26 protein-coding genes, 1 tRNA gene and 1 other RNA gene are annotated in these 23,582 nt (G+C 41.9%); 20 read left to right on the forward strand and 8 right to left on the reverse strand.

Annotated features, from left to right (window positions below; all coding sequences use genetic code 11):
• The first annotated feature begins 134 nt into the window (after positions 1–134).
• Complete coding sequence (locus NKI27_RS08510) at positions 135–869, forward strand: hypothetical protein (protein WP_265049235.1); 735 nt, start codon at positions 135–137, stop codon at positions 867–869.
• 61 nt (positions 870–930) lie between these two features.
• Here NKI27_RS08510 and NKI27_RS08515 read toward each other — a convergent pair whose 3' ends face one another.
• The 3 genes from NKI27_RS08515 to flgA all read right to left on the reverse strand — a co-directional run bounded on the left by NKI27_RS08515 (position 931) and on the right by flgA (position 2,547).
• The gene (locus NKI27_RS08515) at positions 931–1,404 is read right to left on the reverse strand and encodes a flagella synthesis protein FlgN (protein WP_265049236.1); all 474 of its coding nucleotides are present in this window, start codon (positions 1,402–1,404) and stop codon (positions 931–933) included.
• An 11-nt stretch (positions 1,405–1,415) separates the two neighbouring features.
• Positions 1,416–1,739, reverse strand: a complete 324-nt coding sequence (gene flgM, locus NKI27_RS08520; RefSeq protein WP_265049237.1) for a flagellar biosynthesis anti-sigma factor FlgM — start codon at positions 1,737–1,739, stop codon at positions 1,416–1,418.
• A 157-nt stretch (positions 1,740–1,896) separates the two neighbouring features.
• Positions 1,897–2,547: a flagellar basal body P-ring formation chaperone FlgA gene (gene flgA / locus NKI27_RS08525; protein ID WP_265049238.1), complete on the reverse strand. Its 651-nt coding sequence runs from the start codon at positions 2,545–2,547 to the stop codon at positions 1,897–1,899.
• 288 nt (positions 2,548–2,835) lie between these two features.
• On the opposite strand from flgA, the gene NKI27_RS08530 reads away from it, so the two are divergent.
• Together NKI27_RS08530 and NKI27_RS08535 are read left to right on the forward strand one after the other, a co-directional pair.
• Complete coding sequence (locus NKI27_RS08530; RefSeq protein WP_265049239.1) at positions 2,836–3,771, forward strand: chemotaxis protein CheV; 936 nt, start codon at positions 2,836–2,838, stop codon at positions 3,769–3,771.
• Positions 3,772–3,811: 40 nt separating this feature from the next.
• A complete protein-coding gene (locus NKI27_RS08535) occupies positions 3,812–4,663 on the forward strand; it encodes a CheR family methyltransferase (RefSeq protein ID WP_265049240.1) in 852 nt (283 codons plus the stop codon).
• Between the two features lie 21 nt (positions 4,664–4,684).
• Here the strand turns inward: NKI27_RS08535 and NKI27_RS08540 are convergent, their stop codons facing one another.
• On the reverse strand, positions 4,685–5,335 hold the full coding sequence (locus tag NKI27_RS08540) for a ChrR family anti-sigma-E factor (RefSeq protein ID WP_265049241.1): 651 nt from the start codon (positions 5,333–5,335) through the stop codon (positions 4,685–4,687).
• The gene (locus tag NKI27_RS08545) at positions 5,302–5,904 is read right to left on the reverse strand and encodes a sigma-70 family RNA polymerase sigma factor (RefSeq protein ID WP_265049242.1); all 603 of its coding nucleotides are present in this window, start codon (positions 5,902–5,904) and stop codon (positions 5,302–5,304) included. The genes NKI27_RS08540 and NKI27_RS08545 overlap by 34 nt, the downstream gene beginning before the upstream one ends.
• Positions 5,905–6,207: 303 nt before the next feature.
• Between NKI27_RS08545 and phrB the strand changes: the two genes are divergently transcribed.
• The 10 genes from phrB to NKI27_RS08595 all read left to right on the forward strand — a co-directional run bounded on the left by phrB (position 6,208) and on the right by NKI27_RS08595 (position 16,706).
• Positions 6,208–7,656 carry a deoxyribodipyrimidine photo-lyase gene (phrB, locus tag NKI27_RS08550; protein ID WP_265049243.1) on the forward strand — a complete coding sequence of 483 codons (1,449 nt, stop codon included), beginning with the start codon at positions 6,208–6,210 and terminating at the stop codon, positions 7,654–7,656.
• Complete coding sequence (locus tag NKI27_RS08555; protein ID WP_265049244.1) at positions 7,653–8,639, forward strand: acyl-CoA desaturase; 987 nt, start codon at positions 7,653–7,655, stop codon at positions 8,637–8,639. Before phrB ends, NKI27_RS08555 begins: the two co-directional genes overlap by 4 nt.
• Positions 8,639–9,088, forward strand: coding sequence for a nuclear transport factor 2 family protein (locus NKI27_RS08560; protein WP_265049245.1), 450 nt, complete (start codon positions 8,639–8,641; stop codon positions 9,086–9,088). The genes NKI27_RS08555 and NKI27_RS08560 overlap by 1 nt, the downstream gene beginning before the upstream one ends.
• Positions 9,089–9,171: 83 nt before the next feature.
• Positions 9,172–10,023: an SDR family NAD(P)-dependent oxidoreductase gene (locus NKI27_RS08565; RefSeq protein WP_265049246.1), complete on the forward strand. Its 852-nt coding sequence runs from the start codon at positions 9,172–9,174 to the stop codon at positions 10,021–10,023.
• An 8-nt stretch (positions 10,024–10,031) separates the two neighbouring features.
• The gene (locus tag NKI27_RS08570) at positions 10,032–11,297 is read left to right on the forward strand and encodes an NAD(P)/FAD-dependent oxidoreductase (RefSeq protein ID WP_265049247.1); all 1,266 of its coding nucleotides are present in this window, start codon (positions 10,032–10,034) and stop codon (positions 11,295–11,297) included.
• Positions 11,294–12,148 carry a DUF1365 domain-containing protein gene (locus NKI27_RS08575; RefSeq protein WP_265049248.1) on the forward strand — a complete coding sequence of 285 codons (855 nt, stop codon included), beginning with the start codon at positions 11,294–11,296 and terminating at the stop codon, positions 12,146–12,148. The genes NKI27_RS08570 and NKI27_RS08575 overlap by 4 nt, the downstream gene beginning before the upstream one ends.
• Positions 12,149–12,194: 46 nt before the next feature.
• Positions 12,195–13,457 carry an SAM-dependent methyltransferase gene (locus NKI27_RS08580; RefSeq protein ID WP_265049249.1) on the forward strand — a complete coding sequence of 421 codons (1,263 nt, stop codon included), beginning with the start codon at positions 12,195–12,197 and terminating at the stop codon, positions 13,455–13,457.
• Positions 13,458–13,492: 35 nt separating this feature from the next.
• Positions 13,493–14,032 (forward strand): DUF2878 domain-containing protein, encoded by a 540-nt coding sequence (locus tag NKI27_RS08585; protein ID WP_265049250.1) that lies wholly within the window; start codon positions 13,493–13,495, stop codon positions 14,030–14,032.
• The gene (locus NKI27_RS08590) at positions 14,029–14,742 is read left to right on the forward strand and encodes a hypothetical protein (RefSeq protein ID WP_265049251.1); all 714 of its coding nucleotides are present in this window, start codon (positions 14,029–14,031) and stop codon (positions 14,740–14,742) included. Before NKI27_RS08585 ends, NKI27_RS08590 begins: the two co-directional genes overlap by 4 nt.
• Before the next feature lie 359 nt (positions 14,743–15,101).
• On the forward strand, positions 15,102–16,706 hold the full coding sequence (locus NKI27_RS08595; protein WP_265049252.1) for an ABC-F family ATPase: 1,605 nt from the start codon (positions 15,102–15,104) through the stop codon (positions 16,704–16,706).
• 33 nt (positions 16,707–16,739) lie between these two features.
• Here the strand turns inward: NKI27_RS08595 and NKI27_RS08600 are convergent, their stop codons facing one another.
• Entirely contained in the window at positions 16,740–16,955 is a 216-nt protein-coding gene (locus NKI27_RS08600) for a TIGR02450 family Trp-rich protein (RefSeq protein WP_265049253.1), read from the reverse strand.
• Positions 16,956–17,058: 103 nt separating this feature from the next.
• On the reverse strand, positions 17,059–18,825 hold the full coding sequence (locus tag NKI27_RS08605) for an acyl-CoA dehydrogenase family protein (protein WP_265049254.1): 1,767 nt from the start codon (positions 18,823–18,825) through the stop codon (positions 17,059–17,061).
• Between the two features lie 224 nt (positions 18,826–19,049).
• On the opposite strand from NKI27_RS08605, the gene NKI27_RS08610 reads away from it, so the two are divergent.
• From NKI27_RS08610 to NKI27_RS08625, 4 genes are read left to right on the forward strand one after another with little or no spacing between them, the layout of a single operon-like run.
• Positions 19,050–19,445 (forward strand): hypothetical protein, encoded by a 396-nt coding sequence (locus NKI27_RS08610; RefSeq protein WP_265049255.1) that lies wholly within the window; start codon positions 19,050–19,052, stop codon positions 19,443–19,445.
• A gap of 30 nt (positions 19,446–19,475) precedes the next feature.
• Positions 19,476–20,612: a PQQ-dependent sugar dehydrogenase gene (locus NKI27_RS08615; protein ID WP_265049256.1), complete on the forward strand. Its 1,137-nt coding sequence runs from the start codon at positions 19,476–19,478 to the stop codon at positions 20,610–20,612.
• 38 nt (positions 20,613–20,650) lie between these two features.
• Positions 20,651–21,151, forward strand: a complete 501-nt coding sequence (locus NKI27_RS08620; RefSeq protein ID WP_265049257.1) for a YqiA/YcfP family alpha/beta fold hydrolase — start codon at positions 20,651–20,653, stop codon at positions 21,149–21,151.
• A gap of 43 nt (positions 21,152–21,194) precedes the next feature.
• Positions 21,195–21,563 carry a putative zinc-binding protein gene (locus NKI27_RS08625; protein WP_265049258.1) on the forward strand — a complete coding sequence of 123 codons (369 nt, stop codon included), beginning with the start codon at positions 21,195–21,197 and terminating at the stop codon, positions 21,561–21,563.
• A gap of 28 nt (positions 21,564–21,591) precedes the next feature.
• Here NKI27_RS08625 and NKI27_RS08630 read toward each other — a convergent pair.
• Positions 21,592–21,679 (reverse strand) — tRNA-Ser (locus tag NKI27_RS08630).
• 207 nt (positions 21,680–21,886) lie between these two features.
• Between NKI27_RS08630 and rlmJ the strand changes: the two genes are divergently transcribed.
• The 3 genes from rlmJ to NKI27_RS08645 all read left to right on the forward strand — a co-directional run bounded on the left by rlmJ (position 21,887) and on the right by NKI27_RS08645 (position 23,574).
• Complete coding sequence (rlmJ, locus tag NKI27_RS08635; protein WP_265049259.1) at positions 21,887–22,729, forward strand: 23S rRNA (adenine(2030)-N(6))-methyltransferase RlmJ; 843 nt, start codon at positions 21,887–21,889, stop codon at positions 22,727–22,729.
• 106 nt (positions 22,730–22,835) lie between these two features.
• Positions 22,836–22,932: signal recognition particle sRNA small type (gene ffs, locus NKI27_RS08640), an RNA gene on the forward strand.
• 240 nt (positions 22,933–23,172) lie between these two features.
• The gene (locus NKI27_RS08645; RefSeq protein ID WP_265049260.1) at positions 23,173–23,574 is read left to right on the forward strand and encodes a hypothetical protein; all 402 of its coding nucleotides are present in this window, start codon (positions 23,173–23,175) and stop codon (positions 23,572–23,574) included.
• Positions 23,575–23,582: the final 8 nt, after the last annotated feature.

Raw genomic sequence — 23,582 nt, forward strand, 5'->3', positions numbered from 1 at the left:
GTATCAAAATGTTAAGTGTACTTACATTTGTTAACCAATCGATAAGATTATACTGTGTACAAAACATACAATACATACCATTATTCTCTAGGGATCACTACTAACTCAAAACACAAATAATAGAGGTCGGGGATATGAAATCAACAAAAACAAAGCAACTAGACAAGTCCCGTCTTGGTCGATTACTGGTTAATCGCGGATATATCACAGAACAACAGCTTGATAGTGCGTTAGTACAGCAGCGTACTACAGGTCAAAAACTAGGTGAAGTGCTTGTTTGTCAGGGGCTAATCTCACAAAGAGACCTAGAGCGGACGTTAAAGCACCAGAAAAGATATCGTTATACCGCTGCTTTTGTGGCGATGGTTGTCGCGCCTTTACAGCCAGCGGTTGCATTTGCTGCAACCACACAGACAAGCAGTGCAAGCAGTGATGCGGTAGCCGCAGAACAAGTTAACGCATTTAAATCTAAGTCTGGGCTAAGGGCACTAGATGATGAGTCTTTAGCGGGTGTATCAGCGCAGGGTATCACAGAAGATATTCAAGGCTTGATGCAGATGGTTAATAACGAACAAAAACCAGACTCGGTAAAAGTATTAAAGAATTTGACTAACGTTTTTATGCCCGTTACCAATATGCTAGCGTGGGATTCAACAGTAGAAGGTGTTGTTTACGATAGCAGTAAGCCCGTATTTGAGATGTTGGATACGGGTAAAATGAAGCTCGCACTCCCTACCAGTATCGACAGAATTAGCTTGGAAAATATTCGTGTAGCGGGTTCTGGGCCAACAAGCCCGACGTTTGGTAGTGTGTATATGAGCGATATTAGCTTCTCACCTGATTCTAGTGTGACTATCACCGTAAGATAAGCGTGCTTAGCGCTTCCTAATTCCCATGTTCCCCTCTATAAAAGCCTGGTCAGTTAACTGATCAGGCTTTTGCTATTGAGTTAAGACCACCGATAGTGCTTTCCTTACCTGAAGAACCGTAGAGGTTAGGCTTATTGCTCTGGCCTCTTACAATATCCATCAATTTATTAACACGCTTGAGAGAGTGGCTGACCACCTTTCCATTGATGGTGTTTTGATCTTGGCAGAACCTTAATCCTACATTTACTTTTCGCCAAAGTGATTGAAGTGATTCATCAGGTATTTCAGCGATGACTTTTTCAAACTCGCCTTTTTTGATTTGGTAGCCTGCATCAACGAATAATAATGCTTTTGCTTTAGCTCGGTGTTCGATTGATTTTATGCAGGTGGATTTATCGATGGCAAGTTCTTGTATTGCGGCGTTAGAGCGCTCCTTGAGGGCGGTGCGCTCTTTATTAAGTATTTCGCTAAGTCTGGTAAGGTCTTGTATATCTTCTTGTAGCAGAGTTTTGAGTCGATCAATTGAAAGTGGCATAACAATTACTCTTATAGAATGTGTTTCTCCATATTAAGCATTTTTTGAGCCACATTTTCAGCAGAGACGTTATAAGTGCCATCTTCGAGTGCTGCACGAATTTTTGCAACCTTATCGGAGTCAACTTGCGGTAATTCTTTCAAGCTAGCTTCAATTTGTTGGAAGTTTTTGGCTTTCCCACTAAAACTTACATTCTCGCCGCGCTTTTCTATTGGCGCTTCGTGCTTTTCAGTCGTAGAGCTGTCAATTTTTTGTCGGGCTTGTTGGGCCTCGACTGTTCGGCTTCTTGAGCCACCCGGTTGGTTCGGGTTAATACTGTTAATATCAATTACCATGATCGTAAACCTTCAATTTATAGACTCTGCTTAACTTATCGACCTAATTTTAAAAAACTTTAACACTAAAAGGTATTTTATTTTATGTGTTGTTTAAATAAACGAGGTTATGTTGATATTTTTAGCGTATACCCCGCTTTAAATGTTAATGAGTAGATTACATAGGGACGGTTACTTCCCCTTTCGAAACAACGGTAGCGCGAATGATCCGATTAGATTTTTTGTTTTTAACCGATATCTGTTGCCCTAGTTTTCCGTCGCTTAGTGCTTCGCCCATCATTTGAACAGATATGGTGTCAGAGAGTGCGCTAATAACCACTGAATCCCCGCGTTCAATCACTTTAGGGGGTAACAGTAACCCAGGATAAAAAACGTCCCCTGCCTGTATTGAACGCCGTAGGGTCATGCCTGCGATATTATGTTTATTTATAAAATAACCTTGTCGTGATTGGTTGACTTGTAACTCCGCGCGTTTTAAATCTGAGTCTTTTACTCTTTGACCTCTACGCAATGTTTGGCTGGCCACCCATACCTCTTTATAGACATTAATGTTGGCTGCTACAAAGATTGACCAACGTTTTTTATCATGGCAAGTCACTTTTATTGTGTTTTTACTTCGCTCTAAAGGGTCGCCCTGAAACTCAAAAGTAAGGGGGATTTCGCATTTTGTTAAGTTCAAACGCGGGTCGATATTGCCGATTTTGAAGTCAGAGCGGAACCCTTTGTCCGCCGCTAAAGTTTCAGTAACGGTATTTAAATATTGCTGAGTCTCTTGGGATACCCACTGGCTAAATGACGATGCAGACACCGGTATTGCTAATAAAAGTAATACTAGAGTTAAAATTGGCCTGCGCACTTTAAAAAAATGGCCTATGCTAACGATATGTAAGACGTATTTTTCAGGGCTGTGTTTATTAAAACAAGGCACATTAACACCATTTGTTGTAACGAGTGGAATTGCTAGTTAAGTAAGCAAACTATGTGCCGATAGCTAATGTTGCCGTTATGCATTGAATAAAATCTATAATTTAGTATTAACGGGTTTATTACGTTTGGTTTTAATTTAAGAATTCAGAATAGTGCAGGGGATACACCTATGGCTGGTGTTATGGATAGTGTCAACCAGAGAACTCAACTGGTTGGCGAGAATCGACTTGAGTTGTTATTGTTTCGATTACGTGGAGTTCAGATATACGGTATAAACGTTTTCAAAGTAAAAGAAGTATTGCAGTGCCCAAAACTAACGATGATGCCAAAGCGAAATCCAGTTGTAAGAGGTGTTGCTCATATCCGTGGTGGTACTATACCTATAATGGATATGGGGATGGCAATAGGTCAGACGCCTATCCCTGAAGATAAAATTAATAGTAGCTTTATTATCATTACAGAGTACAACCGAAAAACTCAGGGTTTTTTAGTCGGTGGAGTCGAGCGCATTGTAAACCTTAACTGGGGTGAGATTCATCCACCTCCAAAAGGCGCAGGCAAAGAAAATTACCTGACAGCCGTCACTCAACTAGACGATAAGCTAGTAGAGATTATTGATGTAGAAAAAATACTGTCTGAAATATCTCCAGTTGAAGACACCGTTACTGCAGGTATTATTACTGAAGCTCAAACCGAAAAAGCGCAGCGTTTTAGAGTGTTAGTGGTTGATGATTCACTCGTTGCACGTAAACAGATACAAAACTGTTTACAGGCGGTGGGCTTTGAAGTTATTACCAAAAATGATGGGCGGCAGGCATTAACATACTTGCAAGAACAGGCCGATGCAGGGGTTAATATTACTGAGTATCTAGCGCTAATGATTTCTGATGTTGAAATGCCTGAAATGGATGGCTATACGCTGACCACGCATTGTAAGGCAGACCCTAGGCTTGCCGGGCTGTATATTATGCTTCACACCTCGTTGAGTGGTGTTTTCAATAAGGCAATGGTTGAAAAGGTGGGAGCAGATGACTTTATGGCAAAGTTTAGCCCGGATGAATTGGCTGAGCGAGTTATGACCGTTGTTGATGAACTACACCATTGAACATGTTTAGAAAACATTTTTTGTTTGGATGCATACATCTATGACCGCACGCTTGAATGCAACTTCTTCAGTGTCCGTTGACGAATACCAGCTGTTTCGTGATTTTCTTCAGCAGGCTTGTGGGATACTCCTGGGCGACAACAAACAGTATCTCGTGACAAGTCGGCTTAGAAAAATAATGGAGCAAGAAGGTATTGAGTCACTTGGGGTGCTTGTTCAAACGTTGAAAAAAGCATCATCAAGAGCATTAAAAGAAACAGTGGTTGATGCAATGACCACCAATGAAACGCTTTGGTTTAGAGATAATCATCCTTTTAGAATATTAAGCGACATATTGTTGCCTGAATTTTCTGAAAGGGGCGGTATTAAACCCGTTAGAATCTGGTCCGCTGCATGCTCTACAGGGCAAGAGCCTTACTCGATGACTATGGTTGCTGAGGAGTTTAAACGAGCAAAACCGGGTAAGCTAAAAAGCGGCATTAAAGTCGTTGCTACCGATATCTCTCAGACGGTGTTAGCCAATGCCAAATCAGGCGAGTATGAGATGCTTGCCATTGGGCGAGGGTTATCAAAAGAGCGCCTGAATGCTTATTTTGTCGAGAAAGCCCCAGGCGTATGGAAAGTAAAGCCTGATCTGATGAAGCACGTTGAGTTTCGTTTATTAAACCTTCTAGACCGGTATTCTATTCTGGGAAAATTTGATGTTATCTTTTGTCGTAACGTTTTAATTTACTTTTCGGCTGAACTCAAATTAGATATTCTGTCCCGAATGCATCAAGCCTTGAATAAAGGAGGATATTTGGTATTGGGAGCTTCGGAGTCATTAAATGGCCTTTCAGATAAGTTTGAAATGATCCAATGCCGCCCGGGCATTATTTACCGGGCGATTTGAACAAAACAGTCACTCTGAATGTTAAGTCAGAAAAGGGTTTAACATTCGTCCAAAGAACCCAGTCATTCTAAGCGGTGCATCGAGTACCGCAAAACATATGCAATCACTCGTCTCGGCAGCTTTGGGTTGGTGAACGGTATGAGTGTCTGCCAGAATAAAGTCACCCTGATGATACTCTCCTGCACTATCAGAGAAACTCCCATCCATCACTAACGTAAACTCATTGCCTTTGTGAGTATGCACGGGTAGTTCTTTGCCTGCTGAAATCTTATAGAGCTTTGCGGTGTATTGACCGTCAGAAAACGGTAACTTATATTCTTTTATACTACGAGTCATACCTGACCATTCAAGCTGATCAAAATAACCAGGCACAAACCGACTTAACGGTTTAGGTATACGTGGGTCAATAACCTGTGTTTTTTGTCCAGTTTTTGTCGCTTCGTGCTCAGGTTCATCTAATTGCGATAGCAGTTGTGTTAATACATTGCTGCTAACTTCAACAGGGGGAGATTCTTGCATTATCTCACCGCCTAACTGCTCATAGACTCTTATACGCTGACAACACTCAGGGCACTTTTCAAGGTGGCATGCGACTAAAATGCCCAGTGCATTGGACATTTGGCCAGCCGAAAATTGCATTAAAAGTTCGTCAGAAGGATGATAATTAGCCATGTCATTTGTTCTTTCGCTAAGGTGTCTAACTTTTTCATTGCCAATCGCAACCGTGACTTTATGGTTCCGAGCGGTAAATCAAGTTCATTGGCAATCTCGCTGTGAGGTTTGCCTTCAAAATAGACTTTATAAACAATTTGCCGCTGGGTTTCAGGCAACCCGTGTAAGAGTGTACGAACGACGTTCACATTTAGATCACTTTCTACTTTATTTTCTAAATGTTCTTTTTCGGTAAAAGCCTCAGGCCATAGATCATCGGAGCTTATAAGGTCTGGACGTTCTTTACGCACAAGGTCAATTCGCTTATTACGAACAATCGTATAGAGCCAAGTGATCGCAGAGGCCGCGCTAGGGTTAAACGTATGCGCTTTACGCCAAACAGTGAGTAACGCCTCTTGAACAACTTCTTCAGAATCCGTCGGGCTTGCCCCGCAGCGGATAGCATAAGCCTTTAGCTGTGGCGAAACTTGTTCAAATAACTGTATAAAGGCATTTCGGTCTTTATCATGCGCAATTTTAAGGACTAATGCGTTGAGTGACTGGGAAATGTCAGTTTGGGCTTGCTTCAAAAAGTCGTTCTCATTCTGAGGTTCCAACGATTTTCAAGATTAAGATCATCTCAAAAATGTAAGAAAAGCAATGATTAGTATTTAGCCTTAATTGATTGATGTTCCAAGTCAAAATATAAAGTATTGGTAACGGTTGGTAAAGGCAAACTCTCGGTAATACTCATAATTAAGCACATATTTAATAAGGATATTGTATAACATCATAAATAAAGTAACTTAAAGGTGATCCGATTCTAACCTAGGACCGTAAGAACTATCATAAACATAATGTTGGGCAGGAAGAACAAATGAGTGTGGTAAAAAATGCATAATATTGTTTGGTTTAGAAGTGATCTGAGAGTTTATGATAATCCGGCGTTAAGTGCAGCGCTACAAAACGGAAGTGTAGTAGCTATTTACCTGCTATCTCAGAAACAATGGGATCAACACTCTGTAGCACCGGCAAAACGATCACTTATCGTCGGACAACTTCTTTCATTGGCAGAACAGCTCAGTTTGCTTAATGTGCCTTTAAAAGTGATCGCTTGTAGTGACTTTTCTCAATATGCTGATGTTATCACTGAGCAAGCCTGCCTACTTGGCTCTGGACGGGTGTATTACAACGCTGAATATGAGCTTAATGAAAAACACTGTGCCGAAGCTGTCAAAGAAAAACTAGAATCGGTCAATGTCATGACTCAAGAGTTTCATGATAGCTGCATGATAATGCCTGGTCAGATCAGAACAAAGCAAGGTGAATGCTACAAAGTCTTTTCTGCTTTTAAACGCGCCTTCATAGAGCAGTATGCTCTTTACTCACGACCCATTCTGTATAAACCCAAAGCGCAGGCTTTGATTGATGTAGAGATGGACCTAACGGCGTTAAATGAAGTCGTTACTGAGTCTAAGTGGTCATCACTATGGCCGGCAGGTGAAGATGAAGCCCATGATCGACTGAATAGGTTTGTTGAAGGTCACATTAAAGAATATGACATCAAAAGAGATATCCCTTCTGTAGACGGTACAAGCCAGTTATCACCTTACTTAGCGGTGGGTGCATTAAGTACAACGCAATGCATGCAAGCCGCACTCAGCTTAACAGAAGGTCGTTTTGATAGTGGGAGAAACGGCGTTTTGGTGTGGATAAACGAATTAATCTGGCGAGAATTCTACCGGCATTTGATGGATGAATACCCACGATTAAGCAAACACAAGCCGTTCAAAATAGATACTGACAGGCTTCCTTGGAAGCATGATCAGGCACTGTTTAATTCATGGGTTGAAGGGCGTACCGGCTTTCCGATTGTTGATGCGGCTATGCGACAGTTGGCTGAGACTGGCTGGATGCACAATCGATTAAGAATGATCACTGCGATGTTTTTAACCAAGCATTTATTCATTGATTGGCGTTGGGGTGAGCAGTATTTTATGGAGAATTTAGTAGACGGTGATTTAGCGTCTAATAATGGTGGGTGGCAGTGGAGCGCCTCGACAGGGGTTGATGCCGTACCGTATTTTAGAATATTTAACCCGACACGACAGTCGGAGCGTTTTGACCCTAACGGAGATTTTATTCGTCGCTACGTCCCTGAACTCGCAGGGCTAGATAGTAAGTCAATTCATCAGCCCAGTCTTCAGCAAGCTAGAAGCGCTGGTTATGCTGTGCCGATAGTCGATCATGCGACAGCGGTTGCGCAGACAAAGTTGTGGTTCAAGCAATTGTCTGAGCCAACCAGAGACTTGTTTGCTGATGAAGAGGTTCATCTAGCATGAGTATTCAACAGTCTAGCAAAAATCAACTGCTTAGAAATATCGTTAGATGGATCGATGCAGAAGCAGGCTCAACTAACTCAGACCCTGTTGAGCCACATAAAATAAACTGGTTTCGATGCATACCTTTTTTGGCTGTTCATGTCGCTTGTTTGGGGGTAATTTGGACGGGGTGGAGCGCAACCGCTTTGTGGTTTTGTTTAGGCTTTTTTTGGTTAAGAATGTTTGCAGTGACGGCATTCTATCATCGATTATTTTCTCATCGAAGCTATAAAACCAATCGAACATGGCAGTTTGTGTTTGCTGTTCTGGGTAATTCATCTTGCCAGAGAGGGCCGTTATGGTGGGCTTCTCATCACCGTAAGCATCATAAATACTCTGATCAAGAAAAAGACCTACACTCGCCTGTTGCCCATGGTTTTTGGTTTAGTCATGTGGGGTGGTTTATGTCTGAGGCGGGGTTTAAAACGGACTACTCAGTGATTAAAGATCTTGCCCGATACCCAGAGCTTCGCTTTTTAAATCGCTTTGATATTTTAGTGCCGGCTATTTTTGCTGTATTAATTTACTTTTTAGGTGAGTTTATCGCCCATTATTGGCCCGAGTCGGGTACGAATGGTTGGCAGATGCTGGTATGGGTGTTTTTCGTCTCTACAACTCTTTTATTTCATGCCACATTCACCATCAATTCTTTAGGCCATGTGTGGGGTTCTCGTCGGTTTGAAACAAAAGACCGTAGCCGCAACAACCCATGGTTAACACTGCTCACTTTAGGTGAGGGGTGGCACAACAATCATCATCGTTTTGCGGTCTCTGCAAGGCAGGGTTTCTACTGGTGGGAAGTTGATATTTCATACTACATTCTAAAATTTTTGTCTCTTTTAGGTATTGTGAGTGATCTTAATCCAGTGCCTGCTCGTATATTAGAAGAAGGTCAGCGAAATAGAGTGAAGGCGGGTGATAACAGTACTGAGGAGAAAGGGTAATGGCAAGTTCAGCTAAATCACCAGAGCAGGTTGTAGAGCAATTTAAAACACTGTACCAAACATTGAATGCGAGTAACTGTAAAAGCGACATTGTCGATGGCGTATACCGGCAAGATGTTCTATTCCAAGATAGCTTTCATCGTATCGAAGGACTTGATGAAATGAAAGAGTACTTTAATGCACTGTACTTAAATCTAAAAAGCAGCGAGTTTGTGTTTCATGATCAGTGGATATCAAACGACAGCGCCATGCTCACCTGGACCATGACTTACGCCCATGACAGGCTAAATAAAGGTCGCGATATTAGCATGGATGGTTCAACTGAAATACGATTTGATGACAAGGTGTTTTATCACAAAGATTACTTTGATGGCGGCAGCTTGTTATATGAGCATGTGCCTGTTTTGGGAACCGTTATAAAGCAGCTTAAAAAATACATGGCTAAGTAGAAAGTAAAAAGTGGCAAGTAGAAAGTAGTTGCATCGAGTGATACAGGTTAATAAACGTTGTCATAAGACCAAAGGCCGATTGTATGAATACTACAGAAAAAAAACGCGCAATATGGATAGTCGGTGCCTCGACAGGCATTGGTGAAGCGTTATTTCGAGAGCTGAACAACGGAAGTAACACCCTTTTTATTAGTGCTCGAGATAAAGCAAAACTAGAATCAATAGCGCAAAAATCCAATGCAACGGTTGAAGTAATTGACTTGGATATTACTGATGAATTTGCGGTTACTGCAGCGGCAGAAAACATTCGACAGCGTGTAGGGCGGCTTGATCAGGTGATCGTAAATGCCGGAACCTGTGAATATATTGACTCAGATGAAATTGATATGGCTGCAGTAAAACGCGTGATGGATACTAATTTTTGGGGTGCATTAAATGTGATAAATGCAGCGCTACCATTACTTCGGTCAGCCCGCGCAATGAACCCCAGTTGTGCACCACAGCTTGCCATTATGTCTAGTAGCGTAACCTATCAGGCGTTGCCAAGAGCCGGTGCTTATGGCGCATCAAAAGCCGCATTAAGGTATTTTGTAGAATCCCTGAAGCTAGACTTACAGCATGAAGGTATTGATATAAGAGTGATTAGCCCAGGGTTTGTTAAAACGCCATTGACTGATCAAAATGATTTTGACATGCCCTTTATTGTCGAAGTAGATGATGCCGCCGAAAGAATTGTAAAGGGGCTCAAATCCAATCGTTTTGACATTCACTTTCCCTCTCGCTTTACACGAATTTTAAAAACTATTTCGTTATTGCCAGATAGCCTTCGATTCAAACTGGTGGGAAAGGCATCACGTCACTCAGAAACCTCAAACTATGTAAACCATCAGCCACATACCGATAACAATCAACAGACAGAATTAACAAAGCCCTAGGAATTATTATGAGTCAGAAACAAAACATTGCCATCATCGGCTCAGGCATAGCGGGCTTAACAGCAGGCTATCTATTAAGTAAAAAGCATAATGTGACCTTGTTTGAAGCCAACGACTATCTGGGCGGCCATACGCACACTCGTAACGTTGAGTTAGGGGGCAAGACATACCCAGTGAATACTGGCTTCATCGTTTTTAATGATTGGACTTATCCGAACTTTATAGAACTAATGGCACAGCTAAAAGTACAGAGTGAAGTATCGGATATGAGTTTCAGTGTGCGGTGTGAAAATACCGGATTAGAGTATAACGGTACCAGCTTAAATAGCTTGTTCGCACAGCGACTTAATATGGCAAAACCATCGTTTATTAGGATGATCTTCGACATTATTCGTTTTAATAAGCAAACAGTAGACGCGTTGAAAAACGAAACGGTTACTGATGATCAAACGCTAGGTGAGTTTGTAAAAGAACATGGCTATTCAGAAGCGTTTGTTAATTATTATATTGTACCGATGGGCGCAGCCATTTGGTCAGCATCCGTTGATGTGATGATGGAATTTCCACTCAGGTTCTTTTTAAGGTTCTTCAACAATCACGGCATGTTGAGCGTTGACGATAGACCTCAATGGCGTGTAATCAGTGGTGGCTCGAGATCTTATATAGAGCCTATTACTCGCCCTTACAAAGATAATATTAAACTTAATACTGCGATTGTTTCTGTTGCGCGTGATGATAAGGGTGTTGAGTTAACAGACGACGCGGGTAAAAAATATCAGTTTGACCAAGTTGTATTCGGTTGCCACAGTGATCAGGCGTTAAGAATGCTTGAACAGCCAACGGATAAAGAGAGTGAGATACTGGGGCAATTACCGTATCAAATGAATCAAGTCGTGCTGCATACTGATGAACGACTAATGCCGAAGAAAAAGCTAGCCTGGGCTGCATGGAATTACCATATTCCTCAAAGGGCCAATGACTGTGCGATGGTCACGTACAATATGAATATTTTACAAAACTTTGACGATGCGCCAGAAACACTTCTAGTGACCCTCAATCGATCTCATGAGATCGATCCATCAAAAATTATCGATAGTTATCAATATAGTCACCCTGTGTTCACACTTGATGGTGTAAAAGCACAGCAACGACACTCAGAAATAAGTGGACATAATCGAACGCATTATTGTGGCGCGTATTGGTTTAATGGTTTTCATGAAGACGGTGTTAATAGTGGGTTGAGAGTTGCAGAAGCATTTGGTCTTTCATTATGAATAAAAGCGTTACCAGTGAACGAATACTTCGTCAGAATATGCAGAGTGCCATTTACACAGGTAATATTCGTCACCGTCGCTTTGTGCCTAATGCTCATTCATTTAATTACCCGCTATTTATGCTTTATATCGATCTAGATGAGCTGCCAGCACTTTTTTCAACCAAATGGTTTTGCTCTTTAGAGCGATTTAATCTGGTGAGCTTTAAGCGTAAAGACTACTTTTCACCAGAGCAGCCAGATCTCAAACAAGCCGTCATTAATCGTGTAAACGAAGACTTTAAATCACAAGGCCAAACAGCACCTGAAATAGCCCATGTAAGAATGTTAATGCATGCGCGCTACCTTAATATTGTTTTTAACCCTGTTGTTTTTTACTACTGCTTTGATGATCAACAGAACCTTATTGCCATTCTTGCAGAGATAACCAATACACCTTGGGCAGAACGACACGATTATGTCTTGCCCGTTAATGAAGAGCGGGCTGATATGGGTTACCGGAGCGGTGGAGACAATAAACATATTTTCAGCTTTAGTAAAAAGTTTCATGTTTCGCCGTTTAACCCCATGAACATGGACTATCGTTGGGTGTTTGGCGTGCCTAAAGCGCATCTAGTCGTCCATATGGAAAACACCATGAAAGCCTTGTCGGGTAGCGGCAATGATGCGGTTGAAAAGCATTTTGATGCGACGTTAAACCTCGAAAGAAAATCATTTGAAGACGATCTTTCAAAAACACTGATCCAATATCCTATTATTACCGTAAAAGTAATATTAGGTATTTATTGGCAGGCTTTTAGGCTCTGGGTTAAACGTAATCCGTTTTACGATCACCCAAAACATAGAGAGTAAGTCATTAATATTCATTCGACAAAAGACTTAAGGTAAGGCGCTTTTTATGAACAGTTCAGTAGCTGCATTGGAAAATAATAAAACTAGTCGGTTCAGTATGGCTCAGATAGCCAGAAAATTAGTTTGGCGACAGCTTGAGAAAATTCATACTGGCTCGATAGTGTTATATGAGCAGGGCGTTAGGCACTCTTTCGGAGAGGCTTTATTACCCGGCGCTGACCTCTACAGCGAAATGCATATCCATGATATGAACTGTTATACCGACATTTTAACCGGTGGAAGTATTGGTGCATCTGAAGCCTATATGACCGGAGATTGGACTAGCCCAGACTTAACCAGTTTGGTCAGAGTCATGGCCAAGAATATGGATATTCTCGATCAAATTGAAGGTGGGTTTGCCTCAATCTCAAAACCCATGCTGAAGTGGTTTCATCGTCATAATCAAAATACTGAGAAAGGCTCTAGACGAAACATTGCATCGCATTATGACCTAGGCAATGATTTCTTTAAGGTTTTTTTAGACCCTACTATGATGTACTCGTCTGGCATTTTTCCTTATGCCGGTGCAACCATGCAAGAAGCCTCCGAAAACAAACTTCGTAGAATTTGTGAAAAGCTGCAGCTCAGCGCAGATGATCATGTGGTCGAAATAGGGACAGGTTGGGGAGGGTTTGCCATTTACGCAGCCAAACATTATGGGTGTAAAGTAACCACCACGACCATCTCAGAGCAACAATTTTTATTAGCCAAAGAGCGTGTTAAAGAAGCAGGTTTAGATGACAAAATAACCTTGCTGATGGAAGATTATCGTAAGCTTGAAGGCACCTACGACAAATTGGTATCTATCGAGATGATAGAAGCGGTTGGTTGGCAGTTCTATGACACGTTTTTTGAAAAATGCGCTTCACTATTAAAACCAAACGGTTCTATGTTGATTCAAGCAATCACTATAGAAGACCAGCGTTATGAAAAAGCTAAGAACGATGTCGACTTTATACAAAAGTATATTTTCCCTGGCAGCTGCATCCCTTCAATTAATGCATTGAACACGGCTTCAATGAACTCAAGTGATATGAGACTTATTCATCTTGATGATTTTGCAGAGCATTACGCCACAACCCTTCGAACCTGGAGCAAAACACTGGCAGATAACCTCGATAAAGTTCGATCACAAGGTTACAGCGAAGACTTTATTAGAATGTGGTTCTTCTATCTTAGTTATTGCGAAGGCGGCTTTATGGAGCGCACTATTGGTGTATCTCACCTTGTATTTGCCAAGCCAGACTTTCGTAAAGAAATAATCCAGTAGTTGGTTTTAGTACGAACAGATGTAAGGGGTAGACAATGAAAAACCAACAAACCCAGCACATTGTAATTAACGCCGTATTATTTCAATGTTGTTGGTTTTTAGCCATATTCAGCGAATGGTACTGGGCGGTCATGCCATTATTGTTAATGATTCTTCACAACTATTTGATCAGCCCTCGTAAATTGAACGAATTAAAAACCGTTGCGGTTATTGCATTTTCAGGCATCACAATAGACACATTGTTTAAAGTTAGCGGCATACACAGCTTTGGTGATGTTCTATTGCTAACAGAAAGAAGTGTACCCATTTGGCTGTGTGTTCTCTGGGTAGGGTTTGCATTGACGGTTAACCACTCTTTGAACTGGCTGGTAAAGAAAACACCTTTGTTTATTGTTGGGTGCGCAATAGCAGGGCCTATGTCATATAGTGCCGGGCGAGCCAATGGCGTGATTGATTTTTCGAATCAATCACTAGCCCTTATATCGATCGAGTGGATAGCTATAGCGCTGATTACAATTTACCTTGTAAGGCCGCAGGCGCTTAACAAGTTTATGGTAAGGAGGGCGGTATTGTGATCCGAACACTTGCGTTTTCTTTTCTAATTTCGATATCAGGTTTTAGTCATGGTAATAATATTCTTCAGTTTGAAGGTCGTGCTTATGATGCCGAAACAGAACAGTTTATATATCTTGAAAAACATACCATCACGCTAGACAAAGAGGGCAAATATGCTTCAAGTAGCGTTCAGTACCTGGATGATAATGGCGATGTATTTGCGTCAAAGCAGGTGAGTTTTGAAGCAAATTCTATTGCTCCCTCGTTTACATTTATTGACCACAGAACAAACAGTGAAATCAGCGTTCAGAATAAAGTAGAAAGTATAAAACTCACGTCTAAATTAGGCGCTATTGAAACAACAGAAAGTGTGAATATTGAAACAACAAACGGTTTGGTCGTTGATGCAGGGTTTGATCGTTTTATTTACGAAAACTGGGAAACCTTGCTGCAAAATAAGGATATATCATTCGCATTTCTGGCGATATCTCGAGCAATGCTTGTCAATCTTGACGTTAAGGAAAAAAGCCGGACCACTGAAAGTGTTGTATATGTGGTACAACCGAGTAACTTTTTCTTAAGCTTACTGGTTGACCCCATTGAGTTAACTTACCACATTGAATCACAACGTCTGACTCGTTTTGAAGGCCTGACCAATATTGCCAAGCGCAAAGATGGCAGGGTGCAAGGGGATAATTATATTGCAGTTATTCAGTATGAGTATTTTTAGTCTCGACTTTAACTCGTCAGATATTATCAATTGTTCGGAAGAAAAACAGTATGCAGCACGATCGTGAAAAACAGCAGACCAAACAAAACTCGAAACAGTCTTTAACGGACAAGGTAAAAAACAAAAGGAGCTTGCCCTGTAGAGGTTGCCTGCCCAGTTGCATTAATTTTGACCGCTGTGAAGGCCGCCCATGGACACTAGAATAAACGAATTTTAAGTCGATATCTTATCAATTTCTGTGTAAATAATGTACAGCATCCCTCGACATTTAGCCCTTAACTATCTATAGTGCGCCCCCCTGTGTGTCATAGTCATGCTATTGGTCCACTCTCTTATTCGTTGCTCCTAGGAATACTTCTTTGATATCTACCGCAAACATCACCATGCAGTTTGGCGCTGAGCCTTTGTTTGAAAACATCTCCGCTAAATTTGGTAACGGCAACCGCTATGGCTTAATCGGGGCTAACGGCTGCGGTAAATCGACGTTTATGAAAATTCTGAGTGGGGCGCTTGTACCTACATCGGGGAATGTCTCGATTACCGCTGGACAGAAAGTAGGTACCTTGAGTCAAGATCAGTTTGCTTTTGAAGAATACAGCGTAGTAGATGCGGTTATCATGGGCGATGTAGCGCTATGGAAGATAAAACAAGAGCGTGAACGTATTTATAGTCTGCCCGAAATGTCTGAAGAAGACGGTATGAAGGTGGCCGAACTTGAAAGTCAGTTTGCAGAAATGGATGGATACACCGCAGAAAGTCGCGCAGGTGAGATACTGCTACATGCGGGCATTGAAGAATCCCTTCACTTTGGTTTAATGAGCCAAGTGGCGCCTGGTTGGAAATTGCGCGTACTACTAGCTCAAGCATTGTTTGCTAATCCCGATATATTGCTACTTGATGAGCCGACAAACAACCTTGATATACATACAATACAATGGCTTGAGACGGTACTGAATCAGCGTAAATGTACCATGATTATTATTTCTCACGATCGCCACTTCCTTAATTCAGTATGTACGCATATGGCTGACATAGATTACGGTGAGCTACGTATATACCCTGGTAACTATGAAGATTTTATAGCAGCATCCACGCTAATTCGAGAGCAACTGCATACAGAAAATGCCAAGAAAAGTGCTGAAATTGATGAGTTGCAAGGGTTTGTTAATCGCTTTTCTGCCAATGCATCTAAGGCAAAGCAAGCAAGTTCTCGTGCCAAGAAGTTAGATAAAATCAAGTTAGACGAGGTCAAAGCTTCTAGTCGATTGACGCCCTCTATTAGTCTCAAACAAGAAAAGAAATTGCATCGTCAAGCGTTGATTCTAGAAGAGCTGTCTCATGGCTTTGACGGTGAAACGCTGTTTAGTGGTGGGAACCTAATATTAGAAGCGGGTGCCAAGCTTGCTGTGATTGGCGAAAACGGGGTGGGAAAAACGACGTTTTTACGTTGTTTGATGGATGACCTGAAAGCCAATAGCGGCGTTATAAAGTGGTCTGAAAACGCCACGATCGGTTATTGCCCACAAGACAGCACGGCTGATTTCGATTCTGATTTGAACCTATTTGATTGGATGTCTCAATGGCGCACGCCGAAGTTTGATGACTTAATGGTGAGGGGAATACTAGGACGTTTACTTTTCACTGCAGACGATGCCAATAAAAAGGCGAGAGTGTGTTCAGGTGGAGAAAAGAATAGATTGCTGTTTGGCAAGTTGATGATGATGGATACCAATATATTGATCATGGATGAACCGACCAATCACCTAGATATGGAAGCAATAGAAGCCCTTAATCTAGCACTAGAAAATTACGATGGTACATTAATTTTCGTTAGTCATGACCGGGAGTTTGTGTCTTCATTAGCAACCCGAGTGATAGAAATAAAAGACAAAGGCATTGTTAACTTTCAGGGTACTTACGATGAGTACCTCGCAAGCCAAGAAGAAGCCCTCCGAGTAGCCTAGTTTACATTCAATAGTGCAGCATGGGGGGGTAATTTATACCCACCCCATTCGCCACTCATTCTTATTTTTTAGTTCTCGCCAATCAATAGAATATTCATTGTTATTCATAACGGCTTCTACAATGCATTCAGTCACACGTTGGTCTTCATCAAACTCAACCGCCGTGATAACAAAATGCTTTTCTTTATTGATAACCTTTGTTTTTGTCCACTTGCTTTGAAGTAACGATTTAGGGCTGACATTGTTCATATCCTCTGAGACCTGTTAATTTGTCACGCTTGGCTTAAGTGATGTTAAATCTAAAATACAAGTGGGGCATCTAAGGGTTGATACCCCACTTGATCTTGATAGCTTAAAACTCGTCTTCAGCAAAATCCATTAACGTAGATTTGCCTGCGGCGACTTCTTTAGCTAAAGCAATCATTTCTGGCTCATAGGAGCGGAAATAGTGATTAGCTGTTTTACGCTTGCTGGAAAGAAAGGCTTCACTATAATTATTCATCGTTTCAGCGTCTTCTGACTGAGAAGCCATTTTTGCCCACAATACAGCCAGCGTTGTAAGTGCAAACATTCTTAGCAGTGGCGTGGCCGCTGCCGCAGCTTCTTGTGGGTCTTTGGCTGCTTTTATAATCAGCAAACCTAGTGTTTCTTGCAGTGTTTCAATAAAGCTATTTGCTGAGGCTAAATGGCCGCTATTGCTGACACCTTCGAGCATGTTTTTCATCTCAGAAAGATAGGTATGAGCTAGTCTTCCATTGTTCAGTGTTAGCTTTCTACCCACAAGGTCGAGCGCTTGAATGCCATTGGTGCCTTCGTAAATTCTAGGTATTCTGCCGTCTCTTAATAACTGCTCTACCGGCCAATCTTGCGTGAATCCTGCTCCGCCCATTGACTGTAATGCTTGGTCACAGCTAAAGAAGCCTTCATCGGTTAAGAATGATTTAACGATAGGGGTCATAAGCTGAACGATATCGTCAGAGCGCTCTCGCTGGCTTGAGTCGGCATGCCCATGGCTTAAATCAAGATGTAGACCCGTCCAGTAAGCCATTGCTCTTGAGCCTTCAATAATCGCTTTTTGTCGTAATAACATGCGGCGAACATCAGGGTGAACAATGATAGGGTCTGCTTTTTCATTAGGGTATTCAGTACCTGCAATTGAGCGGCTTTGTAGTCTTTCTTTGGCAAAGGCTAATGAGACTTGGTAACCGGTTTCAGCCAAGCCTAATCCTTGAATACCCACCATTATTCTCGCGGCATTCATCATGGTAAACATGCATTTTAGACCCTTGTTAGGCTCGCCAATTAGCCAACCTTTAGCACCTTCAAAGTTCATTACGCAGGTGGCAGAGCCGTTGATACCCATTTTATGTTCGAGGCCACCACAAAATGCTGTATTTCTTGTGCCGTCTTCAAGAAACTTTGGCACTAAAAAGAGTGAAATTCCACGGCTTCCCTCTGGTGCATCGGGTAGTTTTGCTAACACCAGGTGAACGATGTTATCCACTAGATCCTGTTCGCCACCGGTAATCCATATTTTAGTCCCCGTGATGTCATAACCGTCACCATTGGGTATAGCCTTGGTGCCAATAAGCCCAAGGTCAGTACCGCACTGCGGCTCTGTTAAGCACATTGTGCCTGTCCACTCACCAGCGATTAATTTAGGTAAGTAAGCATTCTGAAGTGCCTCGCTGCCATGTTTTGTAAGACAGTCTATAGCGCCGTGAGACAAACCAGGGTACATACCGAATGACAAATTCGTTGAGCAAACCATTTCGTCTACGATCATTTTAAGCAAGTGCGGTAAGCCTTGGCCCCCAAAATCGGGTGATGCAGAAAGCCCGCTCCATCCTCCTTGCATATAGGTTTGATAAGCATCTTTAAAACCGTCTGGGGTTTTAACTGAATGTGTTGCAGGGTCGTATTGACAACCTTCTCTGTCACCTTGCGTGTTTACGGGAAGCAGAACCTGCTCTGAAAACTTAGCAGCCTCATCCATTACGGCTCTAAAAAGGTCTTCAGTGGCATCTTCGAACCGCTCACACTCAGCTATTTGATTTGCTTTAAGGGTATCAAATAGCAAGAAATTCATATTATCTAAAGGGGCTTTATAGTGACTCACATTTAACCTCGTATCTTTCATGGATAGGTCTGAAATAAAAGACCTGTTCAGTAACGTTTAAGACTAAATACTCTGTCTTGCGTTAGGTTCTACGTAAACGATGTGCGTTTTGGATCATCTTTTATCAAAAGAAAAGATCCATTGGCATGTAATCGGCGTATATACACTGTTATTGGGTTAACCATAGAGCTATTTATTGAACTAAGTTTCTTAGAGAGTGTGACATGACAATATTGAGGGTAGTGGGCTGTTTATATATGTTATCTGGTGGGTGGTGCGCTTTTGCTCCAGCGTTGGCAGCTGGTTTTTTGGGTTTTTCTTTTACAGGAAATTCCGGTTATGCTGAGTTTTTCGCGGTGTATGGCGGCCTGCAGGTGGGGCTTGGTTCGGCGCTAGTGATGAGTTCACTTATCGAACGCTATATAGAGGGGGGGCTTTATTTTGCCGCTATTCTCTCAACAAGCTTATTGATATTCAGAGTTCTAGGTATCGTCTACTATGGTAGTAATGCTGAATTGCTGAGTATGGCGATACTGGAGGCACTTATTGCTGCTGTGTTATGGATTGGATGGATAAAGATAAGGCGTCAAGCCGAATTGGACTTTTGTAATAACTGTTGATTAATTGCTCAGAAAAAAACGGTAATGACGATGGATAAAATGATGCGGAAAGTGATTGTTTTGATGTTAATGTTAGTGCTTATTTATCCGCTTACTGGGTATAGTAAATCACTACACAGCGGAATTACTGAGGGCGTTAAATACCAAGTAGAATTGGTTAAAGATGGGTTTAGAGTCCCCTGGGCTATGGCGTTTATTAGTGATCATCAAATCCTAATTACAGAACGCAGTGGCACCCTTAAATTGTTAGATCTAGCAGATGGGAAAGCTCAAATAGTTGAAGGTGTTCCTCCTGTGTTTGCGAAAGGTCAGGGTGGCTTGCTCGATGTAGCCTTGTCACCAGGTTATAAAAAAGGGGGCTGGATCTATTTCACCTATAGCAAACCCGCTGATGATAATGGGGTTACGGCCTTTGCTAGAGCAAAATTAAACGGTACTAGCTTAGAAGGCTGGATTGACTTGCTCGTTACTAAATCTTTATCAGATACCACAAGACACTTTGGCAGCCGTATCGCATTTGATCATAACGGACATGTGTTCTTTTCAGTTGGCGATCGCGGAGTGCGTCCTAACGGACAAGACTTATCAACCCATGCAGGCAGTGTCATACGCCTCAATTTAGATGGAACGGTGCCAAAAGATAACCCATTTATTGAAAATGAAAACGTACTACCCGAAACCTGGAGTTATGGTCATAGAAACCCCCAAGGTTTAAGCTATGATGTTAAAAATAAACGCCTTTGGCTTATTGAACATGGACCAAGAGGTGGCGATGAGCTTAATCTTATAGAGGCAGGAAAGAACTACGGTTGGCCGGTTATTTCGTATGGCAAAGAGTATTGGGGGCCTTTAAATGTGGGCGAGGCGACAGCAAAAGAAGGTATGGAACAACCTGTTAAATATTACGACCCTTCAATCGCGCCAGGTAGTTTGTTGCTTTATACGGGGGAGGCCTTTCCTAGCTGGCAAGGCGATCTATTTGCCGGGGCGCTTAAGCTACAACATCTTAACCAAATAAAACTGAATAGCGCGGGTGAAGCCATCGGAGAAACGCGGTTATTGGCGAGTTTAAACGAACGCATTCGATCGCTCGTTCAAAGCCAGGAAGGCTTTATTTATCTATCTACAGATAGTGGCAAAATTATGCGTTTGATTCCTGCGAAATAAAGCGTGCTTAACCCACTCACATTCACTGAGGTAAAACGATGAAAGTGTATTTCTCACATGGCAAAGAAAGCGGCCCCTGGGGTAGTAAAATTAAGAAACTCGCAGAGATTGCCAGGCAGCACGGCTGTGCCGTAGATAGCATCGACTATACCGATATGATGGACCCAGATCTGCGAGTAGAAAGGCTGCTAAGACTGCTTGAATCTGAACAAGGTGATTTTGCTCTAGTCGGCTCTAGTATGGGCGGGTATGTCTCACAGGTCGTTTCTCAGCGGGTTAATGCCAAAGGGGTTTTTCTGTTAGCGCCCGCCTTGTATATACCGACTTATAAGTGCCAGAGCTATGAGAAAAACGCATCCATTCTAGATATTGTTCATGGCTGGTCTGATGATGTAATACCGCCTGAACATTCAATTAGATTTGCCCAAGAAGTGAAATGCTCTCTGCACCTAATTGATGGTGATCACCGACTGAATAGTTCTTTAGATACTGTTTCTAAACTATTTGATCAGTTTATTTGCTCAATTTTGGCTGATTAGATTTAATTAGACGTGCAATCTCTTAATATTGGAACTCGCGAAGATGAAACAAGACACTAGTGATGAATTGCCCTTAGTTTACTCATGTTCAGGGTGCTCTAACATTGCCCAGCTGGCGAACCAAATAGCAATTGAGTTAGATCGTGAACAAATTGCAGAAATGTCGTGTATTGCAGGGGTGGGCGGCGGTGTCAAACCGTTGGTAAAAAAAGCACAGTCTGGACGGAAAATAATATCCCTAGATGGGTGTGCTTTGCACTGTGTAAAACATTGCCTGGCACAGCACGCTATCGAGTCTACACACCATTACACATTAACCGACTATGGTGTTAAGAAGAGATACCATATGGATTTTTCTTCAGAAGATGTCGCAGAAATTAAAAAGGTGATTATCAACGATATTGATAATTGAAATATTGGGCGGTTCATTATGACTTAATTGGCGGAGAGAGAGGGATTCGAACCCTCGGTACCTTGCGGTACACACACTTTCCAGGCGTGCTCCTTCAGCCACTCGGACACCTCTCCAGCAAGGGGCGGTACTCTATACTACATGTCTTTTAAAATCAATAGACGCCAATCTTATCGGCGCATACCTCGTTAGTGCACTATATTTAATAGAGTCCTTGTACTGAAAAGAGTCCATGTGCAGGGTTTAAAGGAGTAGGTGTGCGGGTCGAAATATAAGGCCTTTATTCAAAACAATAAAAATTACGCTAAGGTGTGTTGTTAAGCATGAATCAGTTGTACGGTAAAGCTCGCTCAAGTGTGGGTAGTTTGTTTGATGTTCATAAGCATTTAGTTTTAATTTGTGCTCTAGAGCAGTTAAAACAAAACACTCGTCGTTTTCATTATATAGATGCGCATGCAGGGGCGGGGGGGTATGATTTAGATGTCGAGGAGGCGACTAGCTCATCAAGTTTCGGGGTTCAATGTTTGCTGGATGCGAATAAAAATGAAATGACAGAGCGATATATCGAAATCGTTAAAGGGTTTAATAGTGGGTTACCACTGACGAAATACCCAGGCTCACCGATAATTGCGCGTAAATTAATAAGAGCCAGTGACTCAATGTCGCTAATAGAATTAAATACAGAAGAATTTAGCGAGTTGAGCCGTGTATTTCAGGTAGGCTCAAACGTAAGTATTGATCACGGGTCAGCATTCGATCGAGTGGTGAAGCATATCCCCGTTGGTGTTGATGATGGTCTGATTCTTATTGATCCTGACTACATCATTGATGAAGATGCTACTGATACCGCAAATTTAATTATTCAATGCCGAGCAAAGTGGCCTAGTGCCATGATAATGGTGACTTTGCCTGTTACCGGTAGTACTGCAAAAGATCGGTATGTGATCTCAATACTCAAAGATTCAGGTGTTTCTAAGTTTATCGTTAGTGACTTAGCGTTTATTGATTTTACAGGCCTAGGTGGTAACGGGGTAAACAGAATATCGCGTACCTTAATGGTTAACCCTAGGTACGATATAAAAAATACATTGGAGTCTGTATTATCACAATTAGCAAGTAGTTTACCGGCTTCTATTAAGGCAAAAAGTCGTGTTGAATTAACGTGATTTCAAATTAGAGTTAATCAGCGCTTTTAATAACAAAAAACCTTTGCTATTATGCGCGTCTTCTAGGGATAGGTGCTCAGGCACTTAACCCTGTTATGGTGACTTTCGTTGGTTCCCACGCAACAATAAACTGTGGACCCGGTCAGGCCCGGAAGGGAGCAGCCGAAACAGTGGACTTGTGTGCCGAGGTGTAGCTGGCGGAAGTTGCCACCATAATTTCTTCTTTTGTAGTCTTCACCAAAAGTTTACATAACTTCCCTAAAAGTTTACATAATTTGCACCATATGCCTGCATAGACTACCTTGTTAGTAAGTCGACTATCCATTGGGCTGGGCTATGTATGGGAAAAATGTTGGATGTTCTCGTATAAAAAATTTCTTTAAATTTGCTAGTTCTAAAATGGGGACTGTTTTTACAATTGAGTCTCTGCTTAGGTTTGATATATGTTTTCTGATTACGGTATAACCTCAGGGGAAGAACTTTTGGTTGTAGTTCAGTTCCCTGTGGCAACCTCATACCGATACGTTGTTAAAAATGAATTAAGTGAGTACTTTCCCGGAATTCCTGATGAAGTTGAGTCGGGTTTTATACCTAGTTTGAGGCGCATATCAGATGCCCGGGTTGAATTGAATATTAATGGTAAAATCACATTATTTCTTCCACCTGAGGGTGAAGGTGGTGAAGATGTTGATTGGGATGTCTATCCACCAGGAAGTGAAGCACCAAATGTAGTTTGGGAGGTGTTTGATTTTGTTGTTGCGAGTGATGGCAGCGTCACTGTGGTACCTTTAAATAACTGGCTACCCCAAACTGAATGGGACTCACCTCCGCCACCAGCATTATAACGCTAGAA

Origin of the sequence: Alkalimarinus alittae (assembly GCF_026016465.1) — a bacterium.
GTDB classification, from domain to species: domain Bacteria; phylum Pseudomonadota; class Gammaproteobacteria; order Pseudomonadales; family Oleiphilaceae; genus Alkalimarinus; species Alkalimarinus alittae.

Coding starts and splice junctions, on each gene's coding strand:
- NKI27_RS08575 (WP_265049248.1), top strand. CDS start 11,294: ATGAATAAAAGCGTTACCAGTGAACGAATACTTCGTCAGAATATGCAG.
- NKI27_RS08620 (WP_265049257.1), top strand. CDS start 20,651: ATGAAAGTGTATTTCTCACATGGCAAAGAAAGCGGCCCCTGGGGTAGT.
- NKI27_RS08510 (WP_265049235.1), top strand. CDS start 135: ATGAAATCAACAAAAACAAAGCAACTAGACAAGTCCCGTCTTGGTCGA.
- NKI27_RS08560 (WP_265049245.1), top strand. CDS start 8,639: ATGGCAAGTTCAGCTAAATCACCAGAGCAGGTTGTAGAGCAATTTAAA.
- NKI27_RS08555 (WP_265049244.1), top strand. CDS start 7,653: ATGAGTATTCAACAGTCTAGCAAAAATCAACTGCTTAGAAATATCGTT.
- phrB (WP_265049243.1), top strand. CDS start 6,208: ATGCATAATATTGTTTGGTTTAGAAGTGATCTGAGAGTTTATGATAAT.
- NKI27_RS08570 (WP_265049247.1), top strand. CDS start 10,032: ATGAGTCAGAAACAAAACATTGCCATCATCGGCTCAGGCATAGCGGGC.
- NKI27_RS08580 (WP_265049249.1), top strand. CDS start 12,195: ATGAACAGTTCAGTAGCTGCATTGGAAAATAATAAAACTAGTCGGTTC.
- flgM (WP_265049237.1), bottom strand. CDS start 1,739: ATGGTAATTGATATTAACAGTATTAACCCGAACCAACCGGGTGGCTCA.
- NKI27_RS08530 (WP_265049239.1), top strand. CDS start 2,836: ATGGCTGGTGTTATGGATAGTGTCAACCAGAGAACTCAACTGGTTGGC.
- NKI27_RS08535 (WP_265049240.1), top strand. CDS start 3,812: ATGACCGCACGCTTGAATGCAACTTCTTCAGTGTCCGTTGACGAATAC.
- NKI27_RS08565 (WP_265049246.1), top strand. CDS start 9,172: ATGAATACTACAGAAAAAAAACGCGCAATATGGATAGTCGGTGCCTCG.
- NKI27_RS08625 (WP_265049258.1), top strand. CDS start 21,195: ATGAAACAAGACACTAGTGATGAATTGCCCTTAGTTTACTCATGTTCA.
- NKI27_RS08540 (WP_265049241.1), bottom strand. CDS start 5,335: ATGGCTAATTATCATCCTTCTGACGAACTTTTAATGCAATTTTCGGCT.
- NKI27_RS08515 (WP_265049236.1), bottom strand. CDS start 1,404: ATGCCACTTTCAATTGATCGACTCAAAACTCTGCTACAAGAAGATATA.
- NKI27_RS08615 (WP_265049256.1), top strand. CDS start 19,476: ATGGATAAAATGATGCGGAAAGTGATTGTTTTGATGTTAATGTTAGTG.
- NKI27_RS08645 (WP_265049260.1), top strand. CDS start 23,173: ATGTTTTCTGATTACGGTATAACCTCAGGGGAAGAACTTTTGGTTGTA.
- NKI27_RS08610 (WP_265049255.1), top strand. CDS start 19,050: ATGACAATATTGAGGGTAGTGGGCTGTTTATATATGTTATCTGGTGGG.
- rlmJ (WP_265049259.1), top strand. CDS start 21,887: ATGAATCAGTTGTACGGTAAAGCTCGCTCAAGTGTGGGTAGTTTGTTT.
- NKI27_RS08600 (WP_265049253.1), bottom strand. CDS start 16,955: ATGAACAATGTCAGCCCTAAATCGTTACTTCAAAGCAAGTGGACAAAA.
- NKI27_RS08585 (WP_265049250.1), top strand. CDS start 13,493: ATGAAAAACCAACAAACCCAGCACATTGTAATTAACGCCGTATTATTT.